Source organism: Bacillus sp. UNC69MF, from assembly GCF_000746035.1.
GTDB lineage: Bacteria > Bacillota > Bacilli > Bacillales > Bacillaceae > Bacillus > Bacillus velezensis.
In genome coordinates this window covers 54,165-76,261 of the sequence record NZ_JQKM01000009.1, presented here as the reverse complement: position 1 = coordinate 76,261, position 22,097 = coordinate 54,165, and the positions used below count along the sequence as shown (strand labels likewise).

The following is a 22,097-nucleotide window of genomic DNA, read 5'->3' as shown; positions in this document are numbered from 1 at the left end:
CATGATCTCTTCAAGGGTCTCTGACAAAAGCGGCCGAAAAAAGGAGGACAATATGAGTATCAAACTGATAGAGGTTGATATGGACGGAACGTTTTTGAATGATGAAATGGCATATAATAAAGAGCGTTTTATGAATCAGTATCGTGAATTAAAAGCGCGGGGGATTAAATTTGTCGTAGCAAGCGGAAACCAGTATGCGCAGCTTACATCCTTTTTTCCGGAGATCGAAAGTGAAATCGCTTTCGTTGCCGAGAATGGCGCTTTCGTCGTGAATGCCGGAGAAGAATTATTCGCGGGTAACATGTCTGAAGACACTACAAAAGCAGTGATCCTTGCTTTAGAGCAGTATGAGGCGAATAACGTCATTGTCTGCGGAAAAAAAAGCGCGTATATTCATGAAAATGCCGGTGAAGATGAATATTTGCATGCCAGTAAGTATTATTATGTGTTAAAAAGGGTGCCGCATTTTGAAAACATCGATGATGACATTTTAAAATTTTCCATCAGCTTTCCCGCCGAACATTGTTCCGCACTTCTGAGCCATTTAAAAAACGCCATCGGGTCTTTCGTCACGCCTGTATCAAGCGGGCACGGTGACATAGATCTGATCATACCGGGGCTTCATAAAGCAAGCGGGATTAAGCTTCTCCAGAAACAATGGGGGATGGGTGATGAAGAGTGTGCGGCCTTCGGAGACAGCGGCAATGATTTGGAGATGGTGTCTGCCGTGAAATATGGAGTCGCCATGGATAATGCACATGAAAGCATTAAACAGGCTGCGGCGCATATCACGCAATCAAACAATGAAGAAGGGGTCTTAAATGCGATTGATTCCATCCTCAAATGTGAAAAACCCTTTGTCTGAAAAAGACGTTTTAACTGCGGAGGTGCTGAACGATGATTAAATTAGTGATTACGGATTTAGACGGTACATTTTTAAATAATCAAGGCGATTTTGACAGAACGTTATTTGAAAAAACAAAACGAGTAATGGAGGAACAGCATGTCGCTTTCGCCATCTGCACCGGGAAGCAGTGTGAAAGGGTGGAAGCTTTATTCGGAGAAGATGCGAACGATTTTTGGATTTTAGGAGACAGTGCCGCACGTATAAAAAAGAACGGCAAGTTCGTATATGAATCTTTGATCAGCAATGAAGCGGGACTGTCAATTATAGGCGCTTTAGAAAAAATCAGCTGCGGGCATAGCATTATCGCATGCACAAAAAATGGCGCGATCGTAAAAGAAAATCTGTCTGAAAGTGAAATGAAATATGTAAATGCCTCTTATGCACATGTAACGAAAATAACTGATTTTACTGAGATAAAAGACGATTTTATCAAGATTACGGTTCATGACCCCGACGCCAACTGTCCGGAAACGAGAGAAAAGCTGCATGAATTTTTTCACCAATTATATATCGTAGCATCAGAGGATACCTGGATGGACATATCAAATATCGGAATACATAAAGGATCAACAGTACAAGAACTGCAGCGATTATTAGGGGTTTCGGCTGATGAAACAATGGCGTTCGGAGACGGCCGCAATGACAAAGAATTGATGGAAGCGGCATCCTACAGCTTTGCGGTTAAGAATGCCATTGACGAAATAAAAGATGCGGCGCACTTTGTCATCAAATCAAATGAGGAAAGCAGCGTCATGCACACGATTATGAGAATATTAGCGCTGCAAAAACAATGATGGGCTAAAATCAATGCGGCATGACTTACTAGGGATAGAAAAAGCGGGCTATCCTCAGACTTTAATTCACTCCTGATTTTCCTAAAGTATGTTAAAAATGAATAAATATCTATATTTGACTCGATGGTATTGGTATAATATGTATAAAATGAATGAAGCGGTGTAATATCAAGATGAAAAAAATCACTTCATATCAGACAAAAAGTAGGAACTGCCTCGTTTTGAAATTGGGAGGTGTTTGTATTAGCCCGCTGTTGAGCCCCGCGTATATCATTCTTATTTTTCTTCCGGCAGCTTCTTTTCTGTTAGGGATTTTAGGATATTTCATTTTCAAAAAAGTATGGATGATGGTTGCTATTGTATTCATTTTGTCCTTGATATTTATGTTTATTGTAATAGGTGCCGAGCCGACATTTTTCATTTGGGTGGCTATGATGACGGGGAGCTGTTTTGTCTCCGGTTCAATCACTAAGACGATATGGACTTTTGCAAAGAGAAAATATTAGACAGAAGAATCCTGTTTGAACAGCTATCCTTTTTTTGTCGATTGAAGAAAAAGAAGTATAGAGGTATCCGTTATGTTCTTATATTTTGTCTGTTGTTGTCAGTTCGGGCTTTCTGTTAAAAATGTCTGTCTATCGTTTTGTTCTTTTTTAACTAAACGGAGCACTATAATTGAACTGCAGATATATAGATAAACAAAAAAGGATAAGGAGGATTTTTATGTTTCAAACTTTAGACCATTTTTTGAAATCTTGGGAATTCGAAGCCGATGCGACACAAAAACTGCTGAATCATCTGACTGATGAATCACTTAAACAAGAAATCACTTCAGAACATTGGACTTTAGGCCGTATTGCTTGGCATACTGTCGCTGCCATTCACATCATTACCTCAAACACAGATTTAACGTTTCACGCTCCGGCCGAAGATTATCCTGTTCCTGCATCGGCGCGGTTTATTGCTGAGAGTTATCATCAAGCCAGTAATGCATTTGTACAGGCGTTAAAAACGCAATGGACTGACGATACACTTCAAGAATGTGTCAACTTTATTGGTCAGCAATTGCCAAATGGTTCACTTTTGATGTTTTTAATTCAACATCAAAACCATCATCGAGGACAAATGACTGTCCTTATGAGACAAGCAGGTTTACCTGTTCCGGGTATTTACGGTCCGGCAAAAGAGGAATGGATTAAATTCGGTTTGGAAGCTCCGAAATAGGATATTGTTGTAAGGGCTCGAATGAATAGATGATACCAATCGATGTTGGTATCTTTTTTGTTTTAGTCTTAGAGTGATTAAACCGGTATCCATGACATGCAGACGAATCAACAGTTCAATAGATGTAAATTAAGGTCAATAAATGCAGAAAGGTGATTATGATGATAACTAAAATGACGCGATTCAATATGAAAGACTTCAATAAACCAAACGAACCTTTCGTAGTTTCAGGGAGAATCATCCCTTCATTTGAGGACAATGTTTGGACATATACAGAGGAGAAATTTGCTGAACCTTATGTCAAAAAATATGACGATGAAGACATTGATGTCAGTTATATTGAAGAAGAGGATAAAGTTGTCTTTTTTTATTACGCAGAGAACGACTGTGTCGGCCGGAGTAAGCTTCGTTCTAATTGGAATGGATACGCACTGATTGAAGACATTGCCGTTGCAAAAGATTATAGAAAAAATGGTGTCGGGACGGCTTTATTGCATAAAGTGATTGAGTGGGCAAAGGAGAATCATTTATGCGGTCTTATGCTTGAAACACAAGATATTAATGTTTCAGCTTGTCATTTTTATGCCAAAAATAACTTTGTCATAGGAGCGGTCGATACAATGCTTTATTCCAATTTTTCAACAGCAAATGAAATTGCGGTTTTTTGGTACTGTAAATTTTAAATATAACAGTATTTGATGTTTCGTCATTTGCGGGTGTGTGTCGCAAAGCATTCAAAACATCGGCTTGAGGATTTATAATAAGGTATATCAATCAATGCAGGGGGAGTTATGTATGAAGTGCAAAAAAATGAACAGGGTCCAATTAAAAGAGGGAAGCGTATCAATGGCCCTATAAACTGCGTCTGCCCTCATTAATGGAGGGAAATTTGTGAATACGCCTTATTCACAGTCAGCTTTACGGCACAACCAAGTGTTCATTTGGCTTTGTGTTCTGTCATTTTTCACCGCATTAAATGAAATGGTTTTGAACGTATCATTACCTGATATCGCCAACGATTTTCATAAACTGCCAGCGAGTGCAAACTGGGTGAACACGGCCTTTATGTTAACCTTTTCCATCGGAACTGCTCTGTATGGAAAGTTATCAGATCAGCTGGGGATCAAAAAGCTGCTCCTATTTGGAATTATGGTAAATGGCTTCGGGTCGATCATTGGATTTGTCGGACACTCTGTCTTTCCTGTACTCATTCTGGCCCGATTTATTCAAGGGGCTGGTGCAGCCGCATTCCCGGCTCTTGTGATGGTTGCAGTAGTACGCTATATTCCGAAAGAAAACAGGGGTAAAGCATTTGGTCTGATCGGGTCGCTGGTGGCAATGGGGGAAGGTGCCGGACCAGCTATTGGCGGAATGATCGCTCATTATATTCACTGGTCATATTTGCTGCTTATTCCGACAGCAACAGTTATCACCGTTCCATTCCTGATGAAACTGCTGGAAAAGGAAGAAAGAATCAGCGGGCGCTTTGATATGGCGGGGATTATATTAATGTCTGCAGGCATCGTATTTTTTCTGCTGTTTACAACGTCATATAGACTATCTTTTCTGATCATCAGTATTCTAGCTTTCCTGATATTTGTGAAACATATTAGGAAAACTCAAGATCCTTTTGTTGACCCTGCACTGGGGAAAAATGTCTTGTTTATGATGGGCGTCCTTTGCGGAGGCCTGATATTCGGCACTGCTGCAGGATTTGTGTCTATGGTTCCTTATATGATGAAAGATGTTCACCATTTAAGTACTGCGGCAATTGGAAGCGGGATTATGTTTCCCGGAACGATGAGCGTCATCATCTTCGGTTACATTGGAGGGTGGCTTGTTGATCGGAAAGGTTCTTTATATGTGCTGACCATTGGGATTGCATTGATGTCTTCCAGTTTTTTAATTGCTGCCTTTTTTATAGATGCGGCACCTTGGCTCATGACCGTTATCATCGTTTTTGTTTTTGGGGGGCTCTCCTTCACAAAAACGGTTATATCTACAATGGTATCTGGCAGTTTGAAACAAAAGGAAGCCGGCGCCGGAATGAGTCTGCTTAATTTTACGAGCTTTTTATCAGAGGGAACGGGTATTTCGATTGCAGGCGGTTTAGTATCGACCCGCTTGCTGGATCAAAGGCTACTGCCTGTTAACGCTGATCATTCCGCTTATTTGTACAGTAATATGCTCATTCTTTTTGCAGGAATCATCGTTATGAGCTGGCTGGTAACCATGAATGTCTATAAACGTTCGCAAAGAAATGACTAAAAAGGGAAAAGGATCAAACTTGATAAAAGTTTTGATCCTTTTTTGAGGAGATTCCTTATTCCGGAAGCTTTTGTCGATCAATGAAAGGGGAGTTCACTGCCAATCGGGACTTTTGAGAAAGTGTATGAGGATATTAAAATAGGCCGGAGAGAAAGTTAATCATTCTGTTTGAAAATGACCATGAAGTTCGTAAGCAGTATGGTTTTAACACGCATCTGGATTCCCCTGACAAAGTAAAGGTTTTTGGGGATTTATGTTAAAATAATAGTAAGAACCTTGTGCAGCGGACAGAGAGTTTCGTTGCTTCATAAGGAGAGGGAACGATGAAAAATAAGATTCACATACTGGGAGCCTCCGGAGTCGGAACTTCAACATTGGGAGTTGCATTATCAAAGCATTTGCCTCATACGCATCTTGATACTGATGATTACTATTGGACAGATAAATTCACTAAAAAAAGAGAAATTTCTGAAAGGAGAGAGTTGCTTGAAAAAGACTTGACAATAAATGAGAAATGGATTCTTTCTGGCGCAGTGTGCGGCTGGGGCGATGATCTAAAAAGTTATTTTGACCTTGTCATCTTCTTATGGATCCCGCAAGATATACGGCTTGAGAGATTAAGGCATAGGGAATTTCAGCGTTATGGAAACGAAGTGTTAGCCGGCGGCAGTAAATATGAACAATCAAAAACATTTTTAGAGTGGGCTTCTTTATATGATAATGCCGGAATGGAAGTTAGAAGCAAAGCTTTACACGAACATTGGATGGCGGATTTATCTTGTCCATTGCTAAAAATTGAAGGAGATTACTCAGTAAATGAAAGAGTTGATCGTGTCTTGGATTATCTGAATTCTAATTAAACTAACGGATGGAGATAACTGAAAAACCAAAATTCAAAGACAGTTCCGGCCATTTTAACGGAGCTGTTTTTTTATACCGCTTTCAGTTTCTCTGTTGTGAAGTGATTTATTTTCGGCAGTATCCCACAATAGAGAAGTGATTTGTTCTTCGTTAAGTTCTCCGTTGGAGTATTTCTCTAAAATTCGTATAAATCGTTCATCACCTAATTAATTATTTCTTTGTTTATTTTTATTCTCCATCTCATTTTCAGACCGAATTAAAGCCCTGATAGAAAAGCGTTTGGCGAGTGGGTCAAAAAAGAAAATTACATTAACCTCACCATATTCAAGGATCAGGAGCTGCAATATGATTCCGTTTATTCCGAATCGGATTATGGAAAGGAAAAACTGACTCAGTATGCTCAAAATCATTCACATCCTGTCAAGTTCAGCCATGGTGAAGGACGAGTCATTATCGACGGTTTCTACTCTTCCCGATATTATGATCTGGCCTTTACATTGGATTTGCTCGGTGCAACCCTCATCTTTTTAATCATTGTTCTCTTGGGCATTCGCCAAAGTCTTCGCTACCTTAAAACGCTTCACCAAGAGATTCATATTATTGAAGGGGGCCGGCTGGACTATGAGATGACGATAAAAGGGCATGATGAATTAGCGATGATTGCAAAGAGCATTGAGGATCTGCGGAAAGCTTTCTTGGACAAACTTAAAGCTATCGAGGAATTGCAAGCAGAGAGCCACAGCCTGGTTACAGAAATGTCGCACGATATGCGGACACCGCTGACGTCGCTGATCATGAATCTGGAGTTTGCCAAAAAAGAAGGAGGCGAAGCGGGTACCAGCAAAGATCGTTATGTAGCCAATGCTTATGGTAAAGCACTGCAATTAAAAAACTTGTCTGACAATCTGTTTGCGCATTTCCTGCTGAACAAGGAACATGGGGACGACCTGGAGACCGTTGCAGTGAAAGAAGTGATCTACGATCTAATATCAGATCAGATTACTATCCTTCATCAGGAGCATTTACGGGTCCATATTTCAGGCGAGCTGCCGGAAACCTATATTAACGTGAATTTGGAGGAGCTTGGTCGTGTATTTGATAATGTGTTGTCAAACTTATTTAAATACGCAGATCCGGAAGAAGAAATCAGCATCACGTTTGTATCGGATCAAGAAATATTTGAGATTCATATCAGCAATACGATTAAACTTGCGGATGTAACACCGGAAAGCAACGGACTCGGTGAAAGAAGCATTGCGCGAATGATGTCCCGCATGCAGGGGCAGTTTCACAGTATACAAAAGAATTCCAAGTACTGCATCGTGCTGCGATTTTGGAACACAAAGATGTAGGGTGTGAATCAAAACGACGAAAATATTGTAATAGGAGACAACAAGATGAGATTTTCCAACAATTTTAAAAAGGCGCCTTACCTGTTACAAGCGCTTCTCAATGTCTGTCTGTTCTTCCTGGCGATAGCCTTAAGCGGACTTCTGATCAGCGAGACATGGTACATTGTGCAATTCGTATACAAGTCATTGTTCAACAAAGTGGACAGCTATTATGAGATGCTTGGGGAACTGCTTATATTCTTCATGTACTTTGAGTTCATTGCTTTGATTATCAAATACTTCAAATCAGACTTTCATTTCCCGCTTCCCTACTTTATTTATATTGGCATCACGGCTGTCATTCGTTTGATTATCATCGATCATGATCAGGCGATCTCAACGTTCTGGTGGGCGATGGCCATTCTTGCAATGATTTGTGCATTCTTTATTGTCAATAGACGAAATTCTGTTGTTGAACATTAATAAATTAGTTCACTTTATACCGATACGCCACTGAAAAGTCCTAATTGTGAATGAGAACTGGAACAGATTAAAAAAATTGATATCGGTACTTGTCCCAAGGACATGACATGAACTGTCTGGAAATGAGATTGCTTCTTTATTTTACAAGGAAGAGATTAAAATTTTTAATAAATAAGATAAAAAAGTTAGGACGGACGTTTATTGTTTTTTCCTCATCATTTTTTAACTATAATTGATAAATAGGAATGATGGCAAATGAATAAAAGGAGTGTAATGAAAATAACTTTATTAGGACAAGCGGCTGTTACATAGCATTACCCAAGGGGTGGATACTGCTTGAACATCAGACTTTGAATCTTAATGATTGATGAAAACTCAAGTTATCTGCAATGACTGAACTTATCATTAGTGATGATTAGTCGAATTTTTCATTGACAGACAGTATGGATCAAGTAGCATCTTACCTTTTACTCACTTTGTGGATGCAGACAGTGCTTCAAATGTTGGTTTCAAAATGGCAGGAGATCAAGTTAGGACTAAAGGAAGGGAAGACCCCTTCCTTTTTTACTTGGACGGACTGAAAACAGTGCCCTTTTTCTGGCCAAAATGAATATAAATTGATGTAAATGAGCGGAAGGTGTCCCGTAAGTAATCATTGTAAAAGAAATAACTATGTCCTATACGAACTGTAAAATCTCCCGTTTTTGTTTATACATCCAAGCTTGGGTGAGAAATTCTTAAAAACGTAATTTGTCTTGAGAATTAGTAGCGGATTTCTTTAATTGACGCATCCAAATAAAGTGTCGGATCAAATAAAAAGCAGTTATAAGGGCAATCATTAATAAAATCCATATTGATGAGAAAGAAAGGATAATCAAAAAGCTGATAATAAGCATTAATGATAAACTCTTTGAGAACTTACCAGGTAGCAGTTTATATGCAGACAAAATACCGCAAATCGCATTACTAATAAAGAAAGCATTTGCTATGCCGACAATTTGTTCAACATTAATGAAGTTTATAAATAAAAGAATAAAAACGATTGCATGAATTAATGTTAATAAGCCTAGGGCTCCAATTGGTATGTTTGTTTTGGAGCGGAAAGAAATCAAGGTTGTTTTTTTATTCTCTGAGGCTATTAGACGTGATACTCCGCCAGTAACCAATAAATAAGTGCTCATACATAATATTGTTGTGATGGAAGCCATTGTCGGTGAAGCAAACGTTCCAAGCAATGGAATTAAAATAATCGTTAATGTGTGTGTGTGATGTAAATCAATCCATTGATAAGAGGCAGCTACAACAATACAAACCGTTGTGATGACCACCGAGCTTATTACTATTGCTTGGGGAATCGTTCTTTTTCTGTTTTTGACATCCAAACTATAATTACCTATAATTTCCCAACCAACTAGAGCCCAAAAAAGCAAAAGAATACTATAACCAAAATCATCAAGATGAAATGGTGTTTTAATAAAAGCTTTATCCCTCATAAAGGGAATTGAACTAATTCCTCCACTTAACAATACTACTGTAGCAACTGTGGAGAACATAAATGACACTTTTCCTACAGAAGAGATATTCAATAATAGAACGAATAAACAAATCATCATCAGAATGATTCCATATGTCTCTAGTGGCCAACCATTACTTTTGAACAAAGCCTTTAGATATTGACTGGCTGTCATGAGAACGGCAACTGGCCCGACACTGCCCGCAATAATAAAAAATACAGAAGTTAATTGTTTTATATGTTGTCCAAATGCAAGTTCGACTGTATGCGCAACACCAGATTCATTCGGAAATAAAACACTCAATTTTCCAAACAATGAAGCAAATAGAAAACTAATGATCATCATCATAAACCATGCTAAAACAGCATAATCCCCAGTCTTTCCATAAATGATTGGTGGGAGTAACATGATCCCAGATCCCAAAATAGGTCCGACAATTAATCCGCTTAAAAGTACGGGGCCGAGTTTTCTTTCTCTCACTTTCCATTCCATCCTTTCCTAAACGTGTTTTACGATCATAATTTAATTGTAATTTGTTTCCTTTCATCGGTAAAATAGATATATATGAACTTTTCCATCGGAATTAGTGATGTTTAAAGGGGGAGAGATGATGGAAATACGGCACTTAAAAACATTTATAACAATTGTGGAAAAGGGAGGATTTACAAAGGCAGCTGAATATTTGGGTTATGCCCAATCGACTATAACTTCACATATTAAAGATATTGAGCAAGAAATAGGAAAACCGTTATTTAATCGTTTTGGGAAGAAAATGCTGTTAACTGAAGCGGGAGATTATTTGTTGCCATATGCAAACGAAATGATCAGAATTTCTGAAAAAGTAAAACAAATACAATCAAACGATGAACCGATCGGGACTCTCGTTATTGGTGCTCCGGAATCTTTAACGGTTTACCGTTTACCTCCGATTATTCACGAATTCAAAAAGCTCTTTCCTAAAGTTAAAATAACATTAAAATCATCGACATGCTGGGAATTAAAAAAAGATCTCCGAAATGGGAAGGTGGATTTAGCGTTTCTTTTGGGGTACGAACAAGAGGAAGCTGATTTATATATAGAAAAACTGATAACTGAGCCAATGATATTGATATTCCCTGAACATCATCAGTTAAAAAATATTCCATTTGATGATTTTTATTTTTCATCTGATGAAGTGATTCTATATACAGAACATGGGTGCAGCTACCGTACTTACTTTGAAGAGTATATGAAACACCAAGGACTGGTTTCGGAGAATACCTTTGAATTCTGGAGTGTTGAGGCAATTAAGCAGTGTGTGATGTGCGGATTAGGAGTTTCGTTATTACCGTTGATCACTGTACAAAAAGAGTTGAAAGAAAACAAATTAAGTGGATTGATTTTGAATGAAACACGTATTTTAATGCAGGTGGCTTATCATAAAAAAAGATGGCATTCCTTAGCGATGGCTGAATTTATAAATATCGTAAAAAAACATGCGGACTTATGGGAAAGAACTCAGACTTTATAGTCGATGTTCATTAAAGTCTTCGAGTCGGTGCAAAAAGAGGAAGGGATGAGCCCCCTTCCTTAAAACCCTTAATTCCTCTAATTTCATTGTAAGGTATATTACTTTTCTGAAATGGGTATCCAAATTTCACTTTTAAAAGATGGCGATGTTACATCTTTATGCTCATTCCACAGGATTTCTGGGCCTTCAATTTGTTCATAATGTGACGATGGAAACCATTCGGAATAAATCCGCCCCCATACTTCCTGCAGTGCATCCGGAAATGATCCGGCTGCTTCGAATACAGCCCATGTTGAGGCAGGGACTTCAAGCTGTGATAGGTGATTTGGGCAATGTTTCGTTGTGGCTGCGCCAATATAGTGATCAAGCTCTCCGTTTTCCTCTGTCCGGCCTTCAGAAAAGTTCGTGGATGCACTAATGAGTCCTATAGGCGCTACATTAGAAAGCTCTTTTAGTTGTTTGATTGCTGTTTCATCTAAACTTTCCCACATCGATGCAATGTCAGGATTCACGCCTTTGAATAAAATAGGGACTCTTTTTTTAATGCCGACGATGCGAAATGCCTTTTTTTCTTCAATGCGATAGTTCATTTCATTTCCTCCTTTGATTGATAACTGGAAGGTCATTCGCGGATAAGCTTTAAGTGAATGGCCATTATGTTTAGCTGCTGATGGGCTTATGCCATGCAGATTTTGAAATGCTCGTGCAAAAGAATCTGGTGAGTGATAACCGTATTTTATTGCAAGATCAATCACCTTTACGCTGCTGTCTTTAAGTTCAAAAGCTGCAAGAGTAAGACGTCGTCGACGAATATATTCCGATAATGAAATACCTGTAAGGAAGGAAAACATCCTTTTAAAATGATATTCAGAGCAGAAAGCAAGCTTTGCTGCTTCTTTGAAATCAATATCGTTCGTGAGGTTTTCTTCAATATACGTTAATGCGCTGTTCATCCTTTTAAGCGAATCCATTTATTTGACCTCCTTTAACAAAAGAATAACAGGAGCGAAATGTATCTACCCGACATTTCGTGCACAGTTTTGCAGGATAACTTATATGTAATAAATTAAGTGATTCAACTGTATTTGTACAGATAAAGAAAACCACCTAATAACTGCTTGGGTTTCATAAGATGAAAGAAGTTATCATTGTTTTATATTGAAAAAAAAACAGAAAAAGACGGAGTTTTCTTGTTGGAGGGGTTTACTATCAATCAATTGAAAGTTGCTTACGCAGAGGTAGATAAAATGTCGAGAACAATGTTCACCTTCACTGCTTGTTCAATTAGAGGAAGTGTTCTTCCTTAAGGGAGATCACTTTTTCTTATTCGACGAAAGCAGCAGTTTAGCGGAAGATGGAGAAAAATCAGTTGACTTCCTTGAATAATAAATAGGTGTAAAAAGTGGTTTTTAATACGAAGGATTGAAAAAGAAGAACACGCAGCAGATTCACTCACTCTTGTTGGGGGGGCAAGTGTTGACAACCCTATTACTGTTTAATTAAAGAAGGAGTATAAAACCTGTATCAATGATGTTACGAGATATCTGCGACACAGGTTTTATATGCAGGTAACTAATATTCTTATATATGTAACATTGCATTTTTATTATGCAATAGTTCACTCCATTTCTGCTTTCAATTTTTCGAACCACTCTAAATTAACCAAGTGATGTGAACGGGAATTTTCGTTCATACGGCGAAAGTAATTGATTGTGCCGGGAATTTCTTGAGTGATGGACAGGTATTCATCAAGGAGCTCGATTCGAGTTTTAGTCTGATCGATTTGTGATTGGATCAGATCCAGTAATTTATTTTTGTCGAATTCATCGGCAAAGAGTAACGCCCCATAAAATTGCAGGTTCACATATTCCGATTTTGTGCCGTATTTGATCATTAATCTTTCGAATTCTGCCCTTCCCGAATCTGTGACTTTAAAATTACGGATTTCACGCCCGCTGGTTGAGGGTTTCTGCTGAATCTGTTCAATCAAACACTTTTCTTCAAGTTGCTGCAGATTGTAATAAAATGAACCTTTCGTGAAGTTAACGATGTACTTGTAATGACGTTTTTCCATTAAGGCCAGAAGTTCATAGCCGTGAGCTCCGGGGTTTTGGATGAGCAAGCCAAGGATAAGTAAGGGAATCATGGTTTCATCACCTTCGCCATCCGCGCTTCAAATTCCGCGTACGTGATTTTACCCGAAGCCAAATCCATACTATGAAGGTAAATCTGTTCTGTTTTAGAATAGTCACCATTCACTTTCAGTGATTGCTCCTCTCTCGAAATGGGTTTCAGGATATGGTGCTTTTTCGAAAAAGCCTCGAAATAGCGGTAACCGAATTTGCGTTGTGAAGCTGCGTCTAAATGAATGCCATCAGGATTCGCAGTCAAACCTGCCGCAGTAACAAAATAACAATTCTGTTGTTCATCAGCAAAACGCAGCAATTGTTCATTAACCTGTCGAAATTCAGTCGCGTGCTGTCCAAAACCGGTCTTCCCAAGAAAGTCACCAAGCCCTCCAATAATCAACGGTAGCTCATCTAATTCCAACTCGTTTCTTAGCGTCTCGATGATAAGAGTTAATTTCTCGTAATAAGTTTCATGCAGCGAACGATAACTGTCACTCTCACCTTGATGCCAAAGGATTCCACAAATTTGACTGGATCGGAGGGCGAAGCGGGCTTCGGACAAAGCATGCTGAAAAAGGATGCCTTCCGGATGCCAGTCATTCAATGAACTGCCGCCTTCCGCACACGGGATCAAGCCAATTTCTTCATCGGGATGAGCTTTCGACCATGCATCTGCAAAAGATGCGGCCAGGCCAACGCCTGAAACCGGACGGTCGTAATTAATCGGCTCTGTCATCATCTGCCACTGTCCATTGCGCAGCATTTTAATTTTTTCATTATAGATAGGGTCTACTTCATTCAAAAATCCACGGCCCGCCATATTCGACTGCCCCAACATTAAAAAAGACTTTATCATCTAATTTTTCACTTCTTTACATCAATATTTTAGTCTAATTAGACTATAGTCAATTCAGCTTGTCTTGTAAAGTTTCAACTAGGTTTTATTTTTATTATTAGTATGTATGAAAAACAAACTAACATTGAAAATTTGGTGGATGTATTTGAGAATTAGCAAGTTCTTTTGCTTTAGGTCTTGATAAACAATGAAAAAACAACAAAAACCCTGTGATGTAAGGGTTCCTATGAGGTTCAAAATCATTTTTCATAGGAAATACATTCAATGATGGGGGTGTAGCCCAAATGAAATGGATTGTTAAAAAGGGAGGGCTATGTTGAAGGGGTTAAATATCAATGAAAAATTATTAAAAAGGTTAACGATTGTACCAATTCTATTCATTTGTTATGTTTTATCTTTAAATCCTGAAGTTATACTTGAAGAGCAATGTCCTAAAATGCAGAAAAAGCCGGGATGTCAGATCCGGCTTTTCGCTCACTTTCCCTTCTTCTTCCGCTTCTCCTTCTCCGCCCGATAAAACTCATGAAACATCTTCATCAATGCGCGTTTTTCAATCCGCGACACATAACTCCTTGAAATGCCGAGCTCCTTTGCGATCTCGCGCTGCGTTTTTTCTTTTTTTAAATCAAGCCCGAAGCGGCCGACGATGACTTCTTTTTCGCGGTCGTCTAAAATGTCGATATATTTTTTGACCTTTTCAAGTTCCATGTTGAGCTGAATGGTGTCGATCACATCTTCGCTTTCCGACTTGAGGACATCGATCAGGCTTATTTCATTCCCTTCTTTATCCTGGCCGATCGGATCATGAAGGGAGACGTCTTTTTTCGTTTTTTTCAATGCGCGCAGATGCATTAAAATCTCATTTTCAATACATCGTGCGGCATATGTGGCAAGCTTCGTGCCTTTTCCGGCTGAGTAGCTTTCAATTCCTTTAATCAGCCCGATTGTACCTATGGAGATCAGATCTTCTGCGTCTTCTCCCGTGTTTTCGAATTTTTTTACAATATGGGCGACCAAACGGAGATTATGTTCAATCAGCATATTGCGGGCGTGTTCATCGCCTTCAGCCATAAGGTCTAAGTATTTTTTCTCCTCACTATTTGAGAGCGGTTGTGGAAAGGCATTATTTTTCACGTATGATACTAAAAACACGAGTTCTTTCACAATAAACCCGAGCGCTGCAAAAACACCTGTCACCATCCTCACCTCCACAAAGTTATGTAGGCAAAAGCCTATATGTAACTGTATGTGGCAGTCAGGCTGTTTGTGTCTGTACAGGGAAATTAATCAAAATCGGGTTTTATTTCTTACAGCCTCTTGATTTTTGCTGATTGAGCCTGTATATTGTTAAAAAAAGTAAGGGTGAAAACAATATAACCGAAAAGCGCTGAAGAGACGAGTAGACAGATATCATTCATGACAGAGAGCTCCGGGAGCTGTGAAGGAGTATGAATGGATGTGTTGAAACAAACCTCTTAGCTTCGCATCGGAATCATGCAACACGACGATGATGCGGCGGATACTCCTGTTACCGAGTAAGCTTTGTACCCGGCAAGGCCGGCACCAAACCGAATTGAGGTGGCATAGCGGGCTGTTTCCCGTCCTCAAGACTTTATTGTCTTGAGGGCGTTTTTTATTTCTAAGGGAGGGATAAGATGAAAAACCTGAAGTCTTGGCGGTACCCGTTGCTTCTGTTAACCGGAATCGGGATAGCAAATATTGGTGAATGGATCTATTTTTTGTCTCTTAATCTTATTGTCTTAAAAGAAACGGGGTCTGCTTTTGCGGTTTCCATCCTTTATTTAATCAGGCCTGCCGCTGTTTTAATGACCAATGGGTGGGCGGGCAGCATCATCGACCGGTGTAACAAACGGAATATGATGATGTCGCTTGATTTCACCCGGGCTGCATTCATTGCCGTTCTGCCGCTGATGGTTACTGCACGGTCTTTATTTTCCGTTTATTGTATCGTGTTTTTGATTCAAATGGCCAATGCGATGTTTCGTCCGTGTTCCATGGCGTATGTGACGATGCTTATTCCGGCTGAAAGGAGAAAACGATTCAATTCACTAAGGGCTTTGTCGGAATCAGGGGCTTTTCTCCTCGGGCCGGCTGCGGCCGGACTGCTTTTTATCGCCGGCACGCCGATTTTTGCGATTTGGGTGAATGCGGCGGCTTTAGTGCTGTCCGGTTTCATCACGATGATGCTGCCGAACCTTGAAAATGGGCCTCACGTACATTCTCCCGCACAGAAGCTTTCTTTGGCAGTGTGCAAAGAAGATTGGAAGCTCGTCTATCGCTTCAGCCGAACGGCGCGAAACGTCATGATCATTTATTTTTTATTCAGTCTGGTCATGAACGTTATGCTTTCCGCGCTTGATTCGCTTGAAGCCGCTTTTGCAAAAGAGGTTCTTCAGCTGACTGATGCCGATTACGGTTTTCTCGTCAGTATCTCAGGGGCAGGCATTATTGCGGGGGCGCTTGTCAATGTGTTCTTTAATAAAAAAATGCCGGCTTCTTTATTGATGGGAATGGGCTCTTTATTCACAGCGGCCGGATATATGATTTATGCGTTTTCTGACGTTTTTTGGACGGCTGCTTTCGGATTTTTCCTTCTCGCTTTTTTTCTGGCGTTTGCCAATACAGGCTTTCTGACGTTTTATCAAAAGAATGTTCCGGTGGACATCATGGGGAGAGTGGGGAGCTTTTATTCATTAGTCGAAGCCGTCTTCATTATAGTAGTAACGGCGGTTTTCGGAGCGGCTTCTGTCAGTTCTTCCGTCCGCGGCATTGTCATCGCAGGCGCTGCTGTTATGCTGGCGTTGGCAGCCGTTTTATGCTCGTTCTTATTTGCGTCCGCAAAAAGGAGGACTCCTGATGTATTTCAAGCGGATCAATTTAAACAAACATAAAGAGACGGTCGTTTCGTTTCGTGAGGATTCGTTTTTCGTCAGCTTTGGCACGGCGGATCATTTTAATAGGGATGAATATCTCAGATGGCTGTCATCCCAAATCAAATGCTTTCCCGACGGTTTTATGCTGCTTTTTCATAACGGACAGCCGATCGGACAGCTAGAAGCTTCCATCAAATTTTACCGCAGCCAAAAAATCGGTTATGTGCACCTTTACTATATGACTGAGAAGCAGAGGGGAAGGGGGTGCGGAACGAAACTGCATCAATACGCGAATCAGTTTTTCAGAGCGAACGGTGTTTCGGAATATCACCTGAGAGTTTCGCCGGGCAATGAAGCGGCTCTGTCATTTTACAGAAAGAAAAACATGGAAGTGATCGGTTCAGAATGTAACGGAAAAGTTCTCAGAATGAGAGGAGCCGTACCGCCGGAATAGTGGCGGTACGCGCTTCATTTTTTCGTTGTTTTTAAAAGGCCGGGAAACTTCTTATAAATGACCGCCATTAAGACGAGCATATACATTCCATAAATCCCGAAAGACAGCAGTTTGTTGCTTGTAAATGAAGCGCCTGCGACGGTCACGATCACAATGTTCGGAATTTTGCCGAGCACCGACGCAGAAAAAAAGATCGGCCATCGGATATTACTCAGCCCGCAGACGGTATTCATGGCAAGCGACGGTATAATCGGAATCAGCCGCCCGAAAAGCACCGCCGTAAACGCGTGCTGATGAAATGAATCTTCATATTGGGCCGCTGCCGGGTAAGCCAGCAGCTTTTTTCTGGCCCAGTCTCTGAATCCGTACCGAACGAGAAAAAACAACGCCATTGTTCCGAGCATCGCGCCTGACAATGTAATCCACACCCCGTTTACAATCCCGAAAACCGCTCCGTTTAAGGCCGCGATAATGGCGAATGGAACAATCGGAAAAAATACGTCAGCTGCGACCAGAAGGATACTCATAAGCACGGCGTACATGCCGCCCGCGCGAATCATGCTGAGCCAGACGTCTTTTTGCAAAAAGCCGATCATCACGACAGCAATGATGACGGCAAGACTGAATCCCTTTTTTATCATCTGCACGTTCACCTCTTTTCAATTAGTATACAGCACAAATCTATCTCCTTCTATTAAAATAAGCTGTCCGATAAGCGTATTTGATTTATCAGCATTTGCCGTTTGATGAGAAACGGCTGCACCCGGATTTGGACAAAAACAAGCGGGTGATGTGCATCATTTGATGCAGAGAATGATTTTTTATAAAAGGGGACACGTTAACAGTAGTGTTTACTGGAGGTGTAAACGTTGAGATGCTTTCATCTGATCATCATGATATGCGTCCTCACGAGTCTCACTGCCGTGTCCGCCGATGCGAAATCTTTAAAAAGAAGTGACATGGAGAAAACGGGAAACGTGTACTGGGATAAAAGGTCTGAAAAAAAGAAACTATCTTTAACCTTCGATGACGGCCCCCATCCTGTCTATACGGAGGCTGTGTTAGACGTGCTGAAACAGCACAATGTTAAAGCAACCTTTTTTTGTGTCGGGAGCCGTATAGACAAATACCCCATAACGGCAAAACGCATCGTTGAAGAAGGGCATGAAATCGGCAACCATACGATGAACCATGTTTATTTTCACCGACTGAAACGCAAAGACATTTTACAAGAGCTTCACAGCTCAGCGCATCATATCACATCGCTGCAGCCGGAAGGGGACAAGTTATTCCGCCCGCCGGGAGGGTCGCTGAATCATACGGCTTTCAAAAGCATCTTAAAAGAGGGCTATCATATCATCATGTGGTCATGGAACCAAGATCCGAGGGACTGGAAAAGGCCAGGGAAAGGAAAAATCGTCAGGCACGTTGTTTCACATGCCAGAGATGGAGATATCGTTCTTCTGCATGACGGCGGAGGAAACCGGCGCCAGACGGTTGAGGCTTTGAAAGAAATCATTCCAAAGCTGAAAAAGCAGGGCTACACGTTTGTTAAGGTTTCGGATTTGATCGGACAGGATTCCGGTCCTTTTCATATCCAGTAAAGAGAGCGCCGCGTTGAAAGCCGCCAAAGAGATGTGTACCATAGGAGGTAAGGTTTGGGGGGAGAGAAAATGAAGTTTGCTGTTCTTTTTATTACGATAATCTGTCTGTTATCAGGATGCGCCGCGGGCAAAGAAAAAAGTGTTGTCGCGTTCGGCGACAGCAATACGCGCGGTTCCAACTGGGATTATCGTGATTATCCGAAGGCGCAGCAGTGGGTAAACATTTTAAAAACAGCGGAACGCGGCCGTCTTACGGTTATAAATGCGGGAATAGGCGGCCAGACGACTGAGGATGCGCGCCTGCGTTTTCAAAGCGACGTGCTGGACCGTAAGCCCCAATATTTATTTATCATGTTCGGAACAAATGATGCGGGCATTTTGACGGGCGATCAGCCGCGGGTATCAAAGAAACGGTTTAAAGAAAACCTGACTTATTTCATAAACGAAAGCAGAAATCACGGCATAAAGCCGATTTTAATGACGTGCATCCCGGTTATAGAAGGAAACGGAACGCATCATCTCTATTACTATTCGAGATATAAAGCCTCAGCCTTTAAAGAAAAAGGCGGCGCGAGAAAATGGCATAATTCCTATAACGGCGTTACGAGGCAGGTTGCAGCTGAGTTGAAAGTGCCGCTGGTGGATAACTGGAAACACTTTATACGCGCGGACGGCGGCAAAGATACAGACCGGGCGCTGATTCAATCCGGACTGATAGATCCCTCCGGAAATCATATGACGCCAAAAGGCGCCAGAATCTTAATTGAAGGCATAAAAAATGGGCGGGTTTTGGAACGCTGACGCCGTCAGCTGCCTAAACCGTTTTGCTTCTGCTTCATAGGCTGTAGAAAAAACATCTTTTTGGAGGCGATTGCTATGAACCGCGGTTTCCCTCCGCAATATCCTGTATGCCCGCCTCCTCGGGTGAATGCGGGGTACTGGTACGCATTTTTTGTTGTGCTGCTCGTCGTCATTCTCGTCCTGGGCGGTCTGTATTGGTTCAATATATAGCAGCTGTCCTCTTAAACACCTCTATTTTAGGGGTGTTTTTTGTTGAAAGTGGTAGTAATGCGCATAACCGAAGTGATATAATATCAGTCATCTGAGTAAAAAAAGGAAATTCGCCCGGGAACTTTTTTCTGTTTAAGAAGAAACGGAAATAATGTGTCCGAGCGATCTTCTTTTAATTTCGTTTTCAATTAACTCGATAAATTCACGGCTCAAATTCATTTCATTGGCTTTGAAATAAGATTCTATTAGTAATTCATCAGAAAGCTTTCTCATGCCGGGGACCCAATTAATGGGAGTGGCACCTCCTTACAATTGTAATCAATCATCAGACGCAAGCATATGATGGAAGGTTGCGTTTCAATCATGGTGAGGTTATCTTTAATCTACCATGAAATACAAATAAGAACAATCGTTCTGTTATCCACACTCGTAAGTGGATAACCTGTTAGTATCTTGTTTATAATCTGGATAAATCCGGATGTAATAAGAGTGGATAATGTGTGTAATTTTATCCACAACTGGTGAAGAAACCCAATTTTTGTCGAAATTTTTTTACTGAGTCCGACTTTGTTTTTAAATCTGACAGGTTTCGACATATAGATGGTAGAAAGAAAAGGAAGGGTGCGGGTTTTGTTAAAAAAGTTTTTTTTACCTGACGAATTTGTGAAAAATATATTTCATATCACACCGGAAAAGCTCAAAGAACGCAATGTGAAAGGGATTATTACAGACCTTGACAACACGCTTGTGGAGTGGGACAGACCGAGTGCGACACCTCGATTAATCGAGTGGTTTGAAGAAATGAAGGAGCACGGCATTAAAGTCACGATCGTCTCCAATAATAATGAACGAAGAGTGAAATTATTCTCGGAGCCGCTTGGCATACCGTTTATTTATAAGGCAAGAAAACCGATGGGACGCGCCTTTAAAAGAGCCGTCAGCAGCATGGATCTGAAAAAAGAAGACTGTGTGGTCATCGGCGATCAGCTGCTTACTGATGTTCTCGGCGGAAACAGAAACGGGTATCATACGATCCTCGTCGTGCCTGTCGCTTCCTCTGACGGAGTCATGACGCGCTTTAACCGCCGGATTGAACGGAGAATATTGAGTTCTTTGAAACGTAAAGGCCATATTCAGTGGGAGGATTAGAAATGGAAAAGGTTGTTTGCATCGGCTGCGGAGTAACGATCCAGACCGAGGATAAACAAGGTCTCGGATACGCGCCAAAGGCATCGCTCACGAAAGAGAATGTCATCTGCCAGCGCTGCTTCAGACTGAAAAATTACAATGAAATTCAAGATGTTTCATTAACGGATGATGACTTTTTAAATATCTTGCACACAATCGGCGATACTGACTCTCTTATTGTCAAAGTCGTTGATATTTTTGATTTTAACGGAAGCTGGATAAACGGGCTGAACCGCTTTGTCGGCGGTAATCCGATCATTCTTGTCGGTAATAAGGCCGATATCCTGCCGAAATCCGTAAAACGGGAACGGCTCGTTCAATGGATGAAACGCGAAGCGAAAGAATACGGCTTAAAACCCCTTGATGTCTTTTTAATCAGCGCTTCCCGCGGACAAGGGATGAAGGAAGTCATTGACGCCATTGAACATTACCGCGAAGGGCGCGATGTGTATGTGGTGGGCTGTACCAATGTCGGCAAATCCACATTTATCAACCGGATTATTAAAGAGGTCTCAGGGGAAGAGAATATTATTACCACCTCTCAATTTCCGGGCACGACGCTTGACGCGATTGAAATCCCGCTCGATGACGGATCTGCGCTTTATGATACGCCGGGAATCATTAACCATCACCAGATGGCGCATTACGTGGACAAGCGTGACTTAAAGGTGCTGACACCGAAAAAAGAACTGAAGCCGCGCACTTTTCAGCTGAATGAAAAACAAACGCTTTATTTCGGCGGGCTTGCCCGGTTTGACTATGTATCAGGCGATAAAACGGCGTTTGTCTGCTATATGCCGAATGAATTGATGATTCACAGAACAAAGCTTGAAAATGCTGATGCCTTATACGAAAAGCATGCGGGAGAACTGCTTACCCCGCCCGGAAAAGATCATTTGGATGAATTTCCGGAGCTTACGCCCCACACGTTTACGATTAAAGAAGGAAAGACGGATATCGTTTTTTCCGGTCTCGGCTGGGTCACGGTGCAGCAAGAAGATAAAAAAATAACGGCATACGCTCCGAAAGGCGTACACGTATTTGTCCGCCGTTCATTAATATAGAGAGA

24 protein-coding genes and 1 pseudogene are annotated in these 22,097 nt (G+C 41.0%); 18 read left to right on the top strand and 7 right to left on the bottom strand.

What is annotated here, in order from left to right; genetic code table 11:
• Positions 1–52 precede the first annotated feature (52 nt).
• The 10 genes and pseudogenes from BR62_RS0108605 to psiE all read left to right on the top strand — a co-directional run bounded on the left by BR62_RS0108605 (position 53) and on the right by psiE (position 7,868).
• A complete protein-coding gene (locus BR62_RS0108605; protein ID WP_032870510.1) occupies positions 53–865 on the top strand; it encodes a Cof-type HAD-IIB family hydrolase in 813 nt (270 codons plus the stop codon).
• Between the two features lie 32 nt (positions 866–897).
• Positions 898–1,701: an HAD-IIB family hydrolase gene (locus tag BR62_RS0108600; RefSeq protein ID WP_032870508.1), complete on the top strand. Its 804-nt coding sequence runs from the start codon at positions 898–900 to the stop codon at positions 1,699–1,701.
• Positions 1,702–1,853: 152 nt separating this feature from the next.
• Positions 1,854–2,207, top strand: a complete 354-nt coding sequence (locus BR62_RS0108595; protein WP_306461081.1) for a DUF2651 family protein — start codon at positions 1,854–1,856, stop codon at positions 2,205–2,207.
• Between the two features lie 217 nt (positions 2,208–2,424).
• A complete protein-coding gene (locus tag BR62_RS0108590) occupies positions 2,425–2,925 on the top strand; it encodes a DinB family protein (protein WP_007408241.1) in 501 nt (166 codons plus the stop codon).
• Between the two features lie 161 nt (positions 2,926–3,086).
• Entirely contained in the window at positions 3,087–3,608 is a 522-nt protein-coding gene (gene satA, locus BR62_RS0108585) for a streptothricin N-acetyltransferase SatA (protein WP_032870506.1), read from the top strand.
• Positions 3,609–3,720: 112 nt separating this feature from the next.
• Complete coding sequence (locus BR62_RS20050; protein ID WP_134816631.1) at positions 3,721–3,783, top strand: tetracycline resistance efflux system leader peptide; 63 nt, start codon at positions 3,721–3,723, stop codon at positions 3,781–3,783.
• 33 nt (positions 3,784–3,816) lie between these two features.
• Entirely contained in the window at positions 3,817–5,193 is a 1,377-nt protein-coding gene (gene tet, locus BR62_RS0108580) for a Tet(L)/Tet(K)/Tet(45) family tetracycline efflux MFS transporter (protein WP_032870505.1), read from the top strand.
• A 323-nt stretch (positions 5,194–5,516) separates the two neighbouring features.
• Positions 5,517–6,053 (top strand): ATP-binding protein, encoded by a 537-nt coding sequence (locus tag BR62_RS0108575; RefSeq protein ID WP_020956122.1) that lies wholly within the window; start codon positions 5,517–5,519, stop codon positions 6,051–6,053.
• A gap of 267 nt (positions 6,054–6,320) precedes the next feature.
• Positions 6,321–7,406, top strand: a pseudogene (locus BR62_RS0108570) (histidine kinase dimerization/phospho-acceptor domain-containing protein); the annotation flags it as partial.
• Between the two features lie 45 nt (positions 7,407–7,451).
• On the top strand, positions 7,452–7,868 hold the full coding sequence (gene psiE / locus BR62_RS0108565) for a phosphate-starvation-inducible protein PsiE (RefSeq protein ID WP_032870503.1): 417 nt from the start codon (positions 7,452–7,454) through the stop codon (positions 7,866–7,868).
• 737 nt (positions 7,869–8,605) lie between these two features.
• On the opposite strand, the gene BR62_RS0108560 is transcribed toward psiE, so the two are convergent.
• Complete coding sequence (locus tag BR62_RS0108560) at positions 8,606–9,862, bottom strand: APC family permease (protein ID WP_032870502.1); 1,257 nt, start codon at positions 9,860–9,862, stop codon at positions 8,606–8,608.
• Positions 9,863–9,992: 130 nt separating this feature from the next.
• On the opposite strand from BR62_RS0108560, the gene BR62_RS0108555 reads away from it, so the two are divergent.
• Positions 9,993–10,892, top strand: coding sequence for a LysR family transcriptional regulator (locus tag BR62_RS0108555; protein WP_032870500.1), 900 nt, complete (start codon positions 9,993–9,995; stop codon positions 10,890–10,892).
• 98 nt (positions 10,893–10,990) lie between these two features.
• Here the strand turns inward: BR62_RS0108555 and BR62_RS0108550 are convergent, their stop codons facing one another.
• The 4 genes from BR62_RS0108550 to sigK all read right to left on the bottom strand — a co-directional run bounded on the left by BR62_RS0108550 (position 10,991) and on the right by sigK (position 15,077).
• Positions 10,991–11,863 carry an AraC family transcriptional regulator gene (locus BR62_RS0108550; RefSeq protein WP_032870498.1) on the bottom strand — a complete coding sequence of 291 codons (873 nt, stop codon included), beginning with the start codon at positions 11,861–11,863 and terminating at the stop codon, positions 10,991–10,993.
• 647 nt (positions 11,864–12,510) lie between these two features.
• Positions 12,511–13,038 carry a PadR family transcriptional regulator gene (locus BR62_RS0108545; RefSeq protein ID WP_032870495.1) on the bottom strand — a complete coding sequence of 176 codons (528 nt, stop codon included), beginning with the start codon at positions 13,036–13,038 and terminating at the stop codon, positions 12,511–12,513.
• Positions 13,035–13,877, bottom strand: a complete 843-nt coding sequence (locus tag BR62_RS0108540; RefSeq protein ID WP_032870493.1) for a sialate O-acetylesterase — start codon at positions 13,875–13,877, stop codon at positions 13,035–13,037. The genes BR62_RS0108545 and BR62_RS0108540 overlap by 4 nt, the downstream gene beginning before the upstream one ends.
• Before the next feature lie 474 nt (positions 13,878–14,351).
• Complete coding sequence (gene sigK, locus BR62_RS0108535) at positions 14,352–15,077, bottom strand: RNA polymerase sporulation sigma factor SigK (RefSeq protein WP_020956104.1); 726 nt, start codon at positions 15,075–15,077, stop codon at positions 14,352–14,354.
• Between the two features lie 455 nt (positions 15,078–15,532).
• Here sigK and BR62_RS0108530 point away from each other — a divergent pair, with 455 nt between their 5' ends.
• Complete coding sequence (locus BR62_RS0108530) at positions 15,533–16,789, top strand: MFS transporter (RefSeq protein WP_032870490.1); 1,257 nt, start codon at positions 15,533–15,535, stop codon at positions 16,787–16,789.
• Positions 16,755–17,225 carry a GNAT family N-acetyltransferase gene (locus BR62_RS0108525; protein WP_032870488.1) on the top strand — a complete coding sequence of 157 codons (471 nt, stop codon included), beginning with the start codon at positions 16,755–16,757 and terminating at the stop codon, positions 17,223–17,225. The genes BR62_RS0108530 and BR62_RS0108525 overlap by 35 nt, the downstream gene beginning before the upstream one ends.
• A gap of 14 nt (positions 17,226–17,239) precedes the next feature.
• Here the strand turns inward: BR62_RS0108525 and BR62_RS0108520 are convergent, their stop codons facing one another.
• Positions 17,240–17,866: a TVP38/TMEM64 family protein gene (locus tag BR62_RS0108520; protein WP_007408251.1), complete on the bottom strand. Its 627-nt coding sequence runs from the start codon at positions 17,864–17,866 to the stop codon at positions 17,240–17,242.
• 228 nt (positions 17,867–18,094) lie between these two features.
• Here BR62_RS0108520 and BR62_RS0108515 point away from each other — a divergent pair, with 228 nt between their 5' ends.
• From BR62_RS0108515 to BR62_RS19950, 3 genes are all read left to right on the top strand, one after another.
• On the top strand, positions 18,095–18,829 hold the full coding sequence (locus BR62_RS0108515; RefSeq protein WP_007408252.1) for a polysaccharide deacetylase family protein: 735 nt from the start codon (positions 18,095–18,097) through the stop codon (positions 18,827–18,829).
• 69 nt (positions 18,830–18,898) lie between these two features.
• A complete protein-coding gene (locus BR62_RS0108510) occupies positions 18,899–19,630 on the top strand; it encodes an SGNH/GDSL hydrolase family protein (RefSeq protein ID WP_007408253.1) in 732 nt (243 codons plus the stop codon).
• A 75-nt stretch (positions 19,631–19,705) separates the two neighbouring features.
• Positions 19,706–19,840: a hypothetical protein gene (locus BR62_RS19950; protein ID WP_003152848.1), complete on the top strand. Its 135-nt coding sequence runs from the start codon at positions 19,706–19,708 to the stop codon at positions 19,838–19,840.
• Between the two features lie 132 nt (positions 19,841–19,972).
• Here the strand turns inward: BR62_RS19950 and BR62_RS0108505 are convergent, their stop codons facing one another.
• Positions 19,973–20,113 carry a sporulation histidine kinase inhibitor Sda gene (locus BR62_RS0108505; protein WP_003152850.1) on the bottom strand — a complete coding sequence of 47 codons (141 nt, stop codon included), beginning with the start codon at positions 20,111–20,113 and terminating at the stop codon, positions 19,973–19,975.
• Between the two features lie 357 nt (positions 20,114–20,470).
• On the opposite strand from BR62_RS0108505, the gene BR62_RS0108500 reads away from it, so the two are divergent.
• On the top strand, positions 20,471–20,989 hold the full coding sequence (locus BR62_RS0108500) for a YqeG family HAD IIIA-type phosphatase (RefSeq protein ID WP_007408254.1): 519 nt from the start codon (positions 20,471–20,473) through the stop codon (positions 20,987–20,989).
• Positions 20,990–20,991: 2 nt separating this feature from the next.
• The gene (gene yqeH, locus BR62_RS0108495; RefSeq protein ID WP_032866684.1) at positions 20,992–22,092 is read left to right on the top strand and encodes a ribosome biogenesis GTPase YqeH; all 1,101 of its coding nucleotides are present in this window, start codon (positions 20,992–20,994) and stop codon (positions 22,090–22,092) included.
• Positions 22,093–22,097 lie beyond the last annotated feature (5 nt).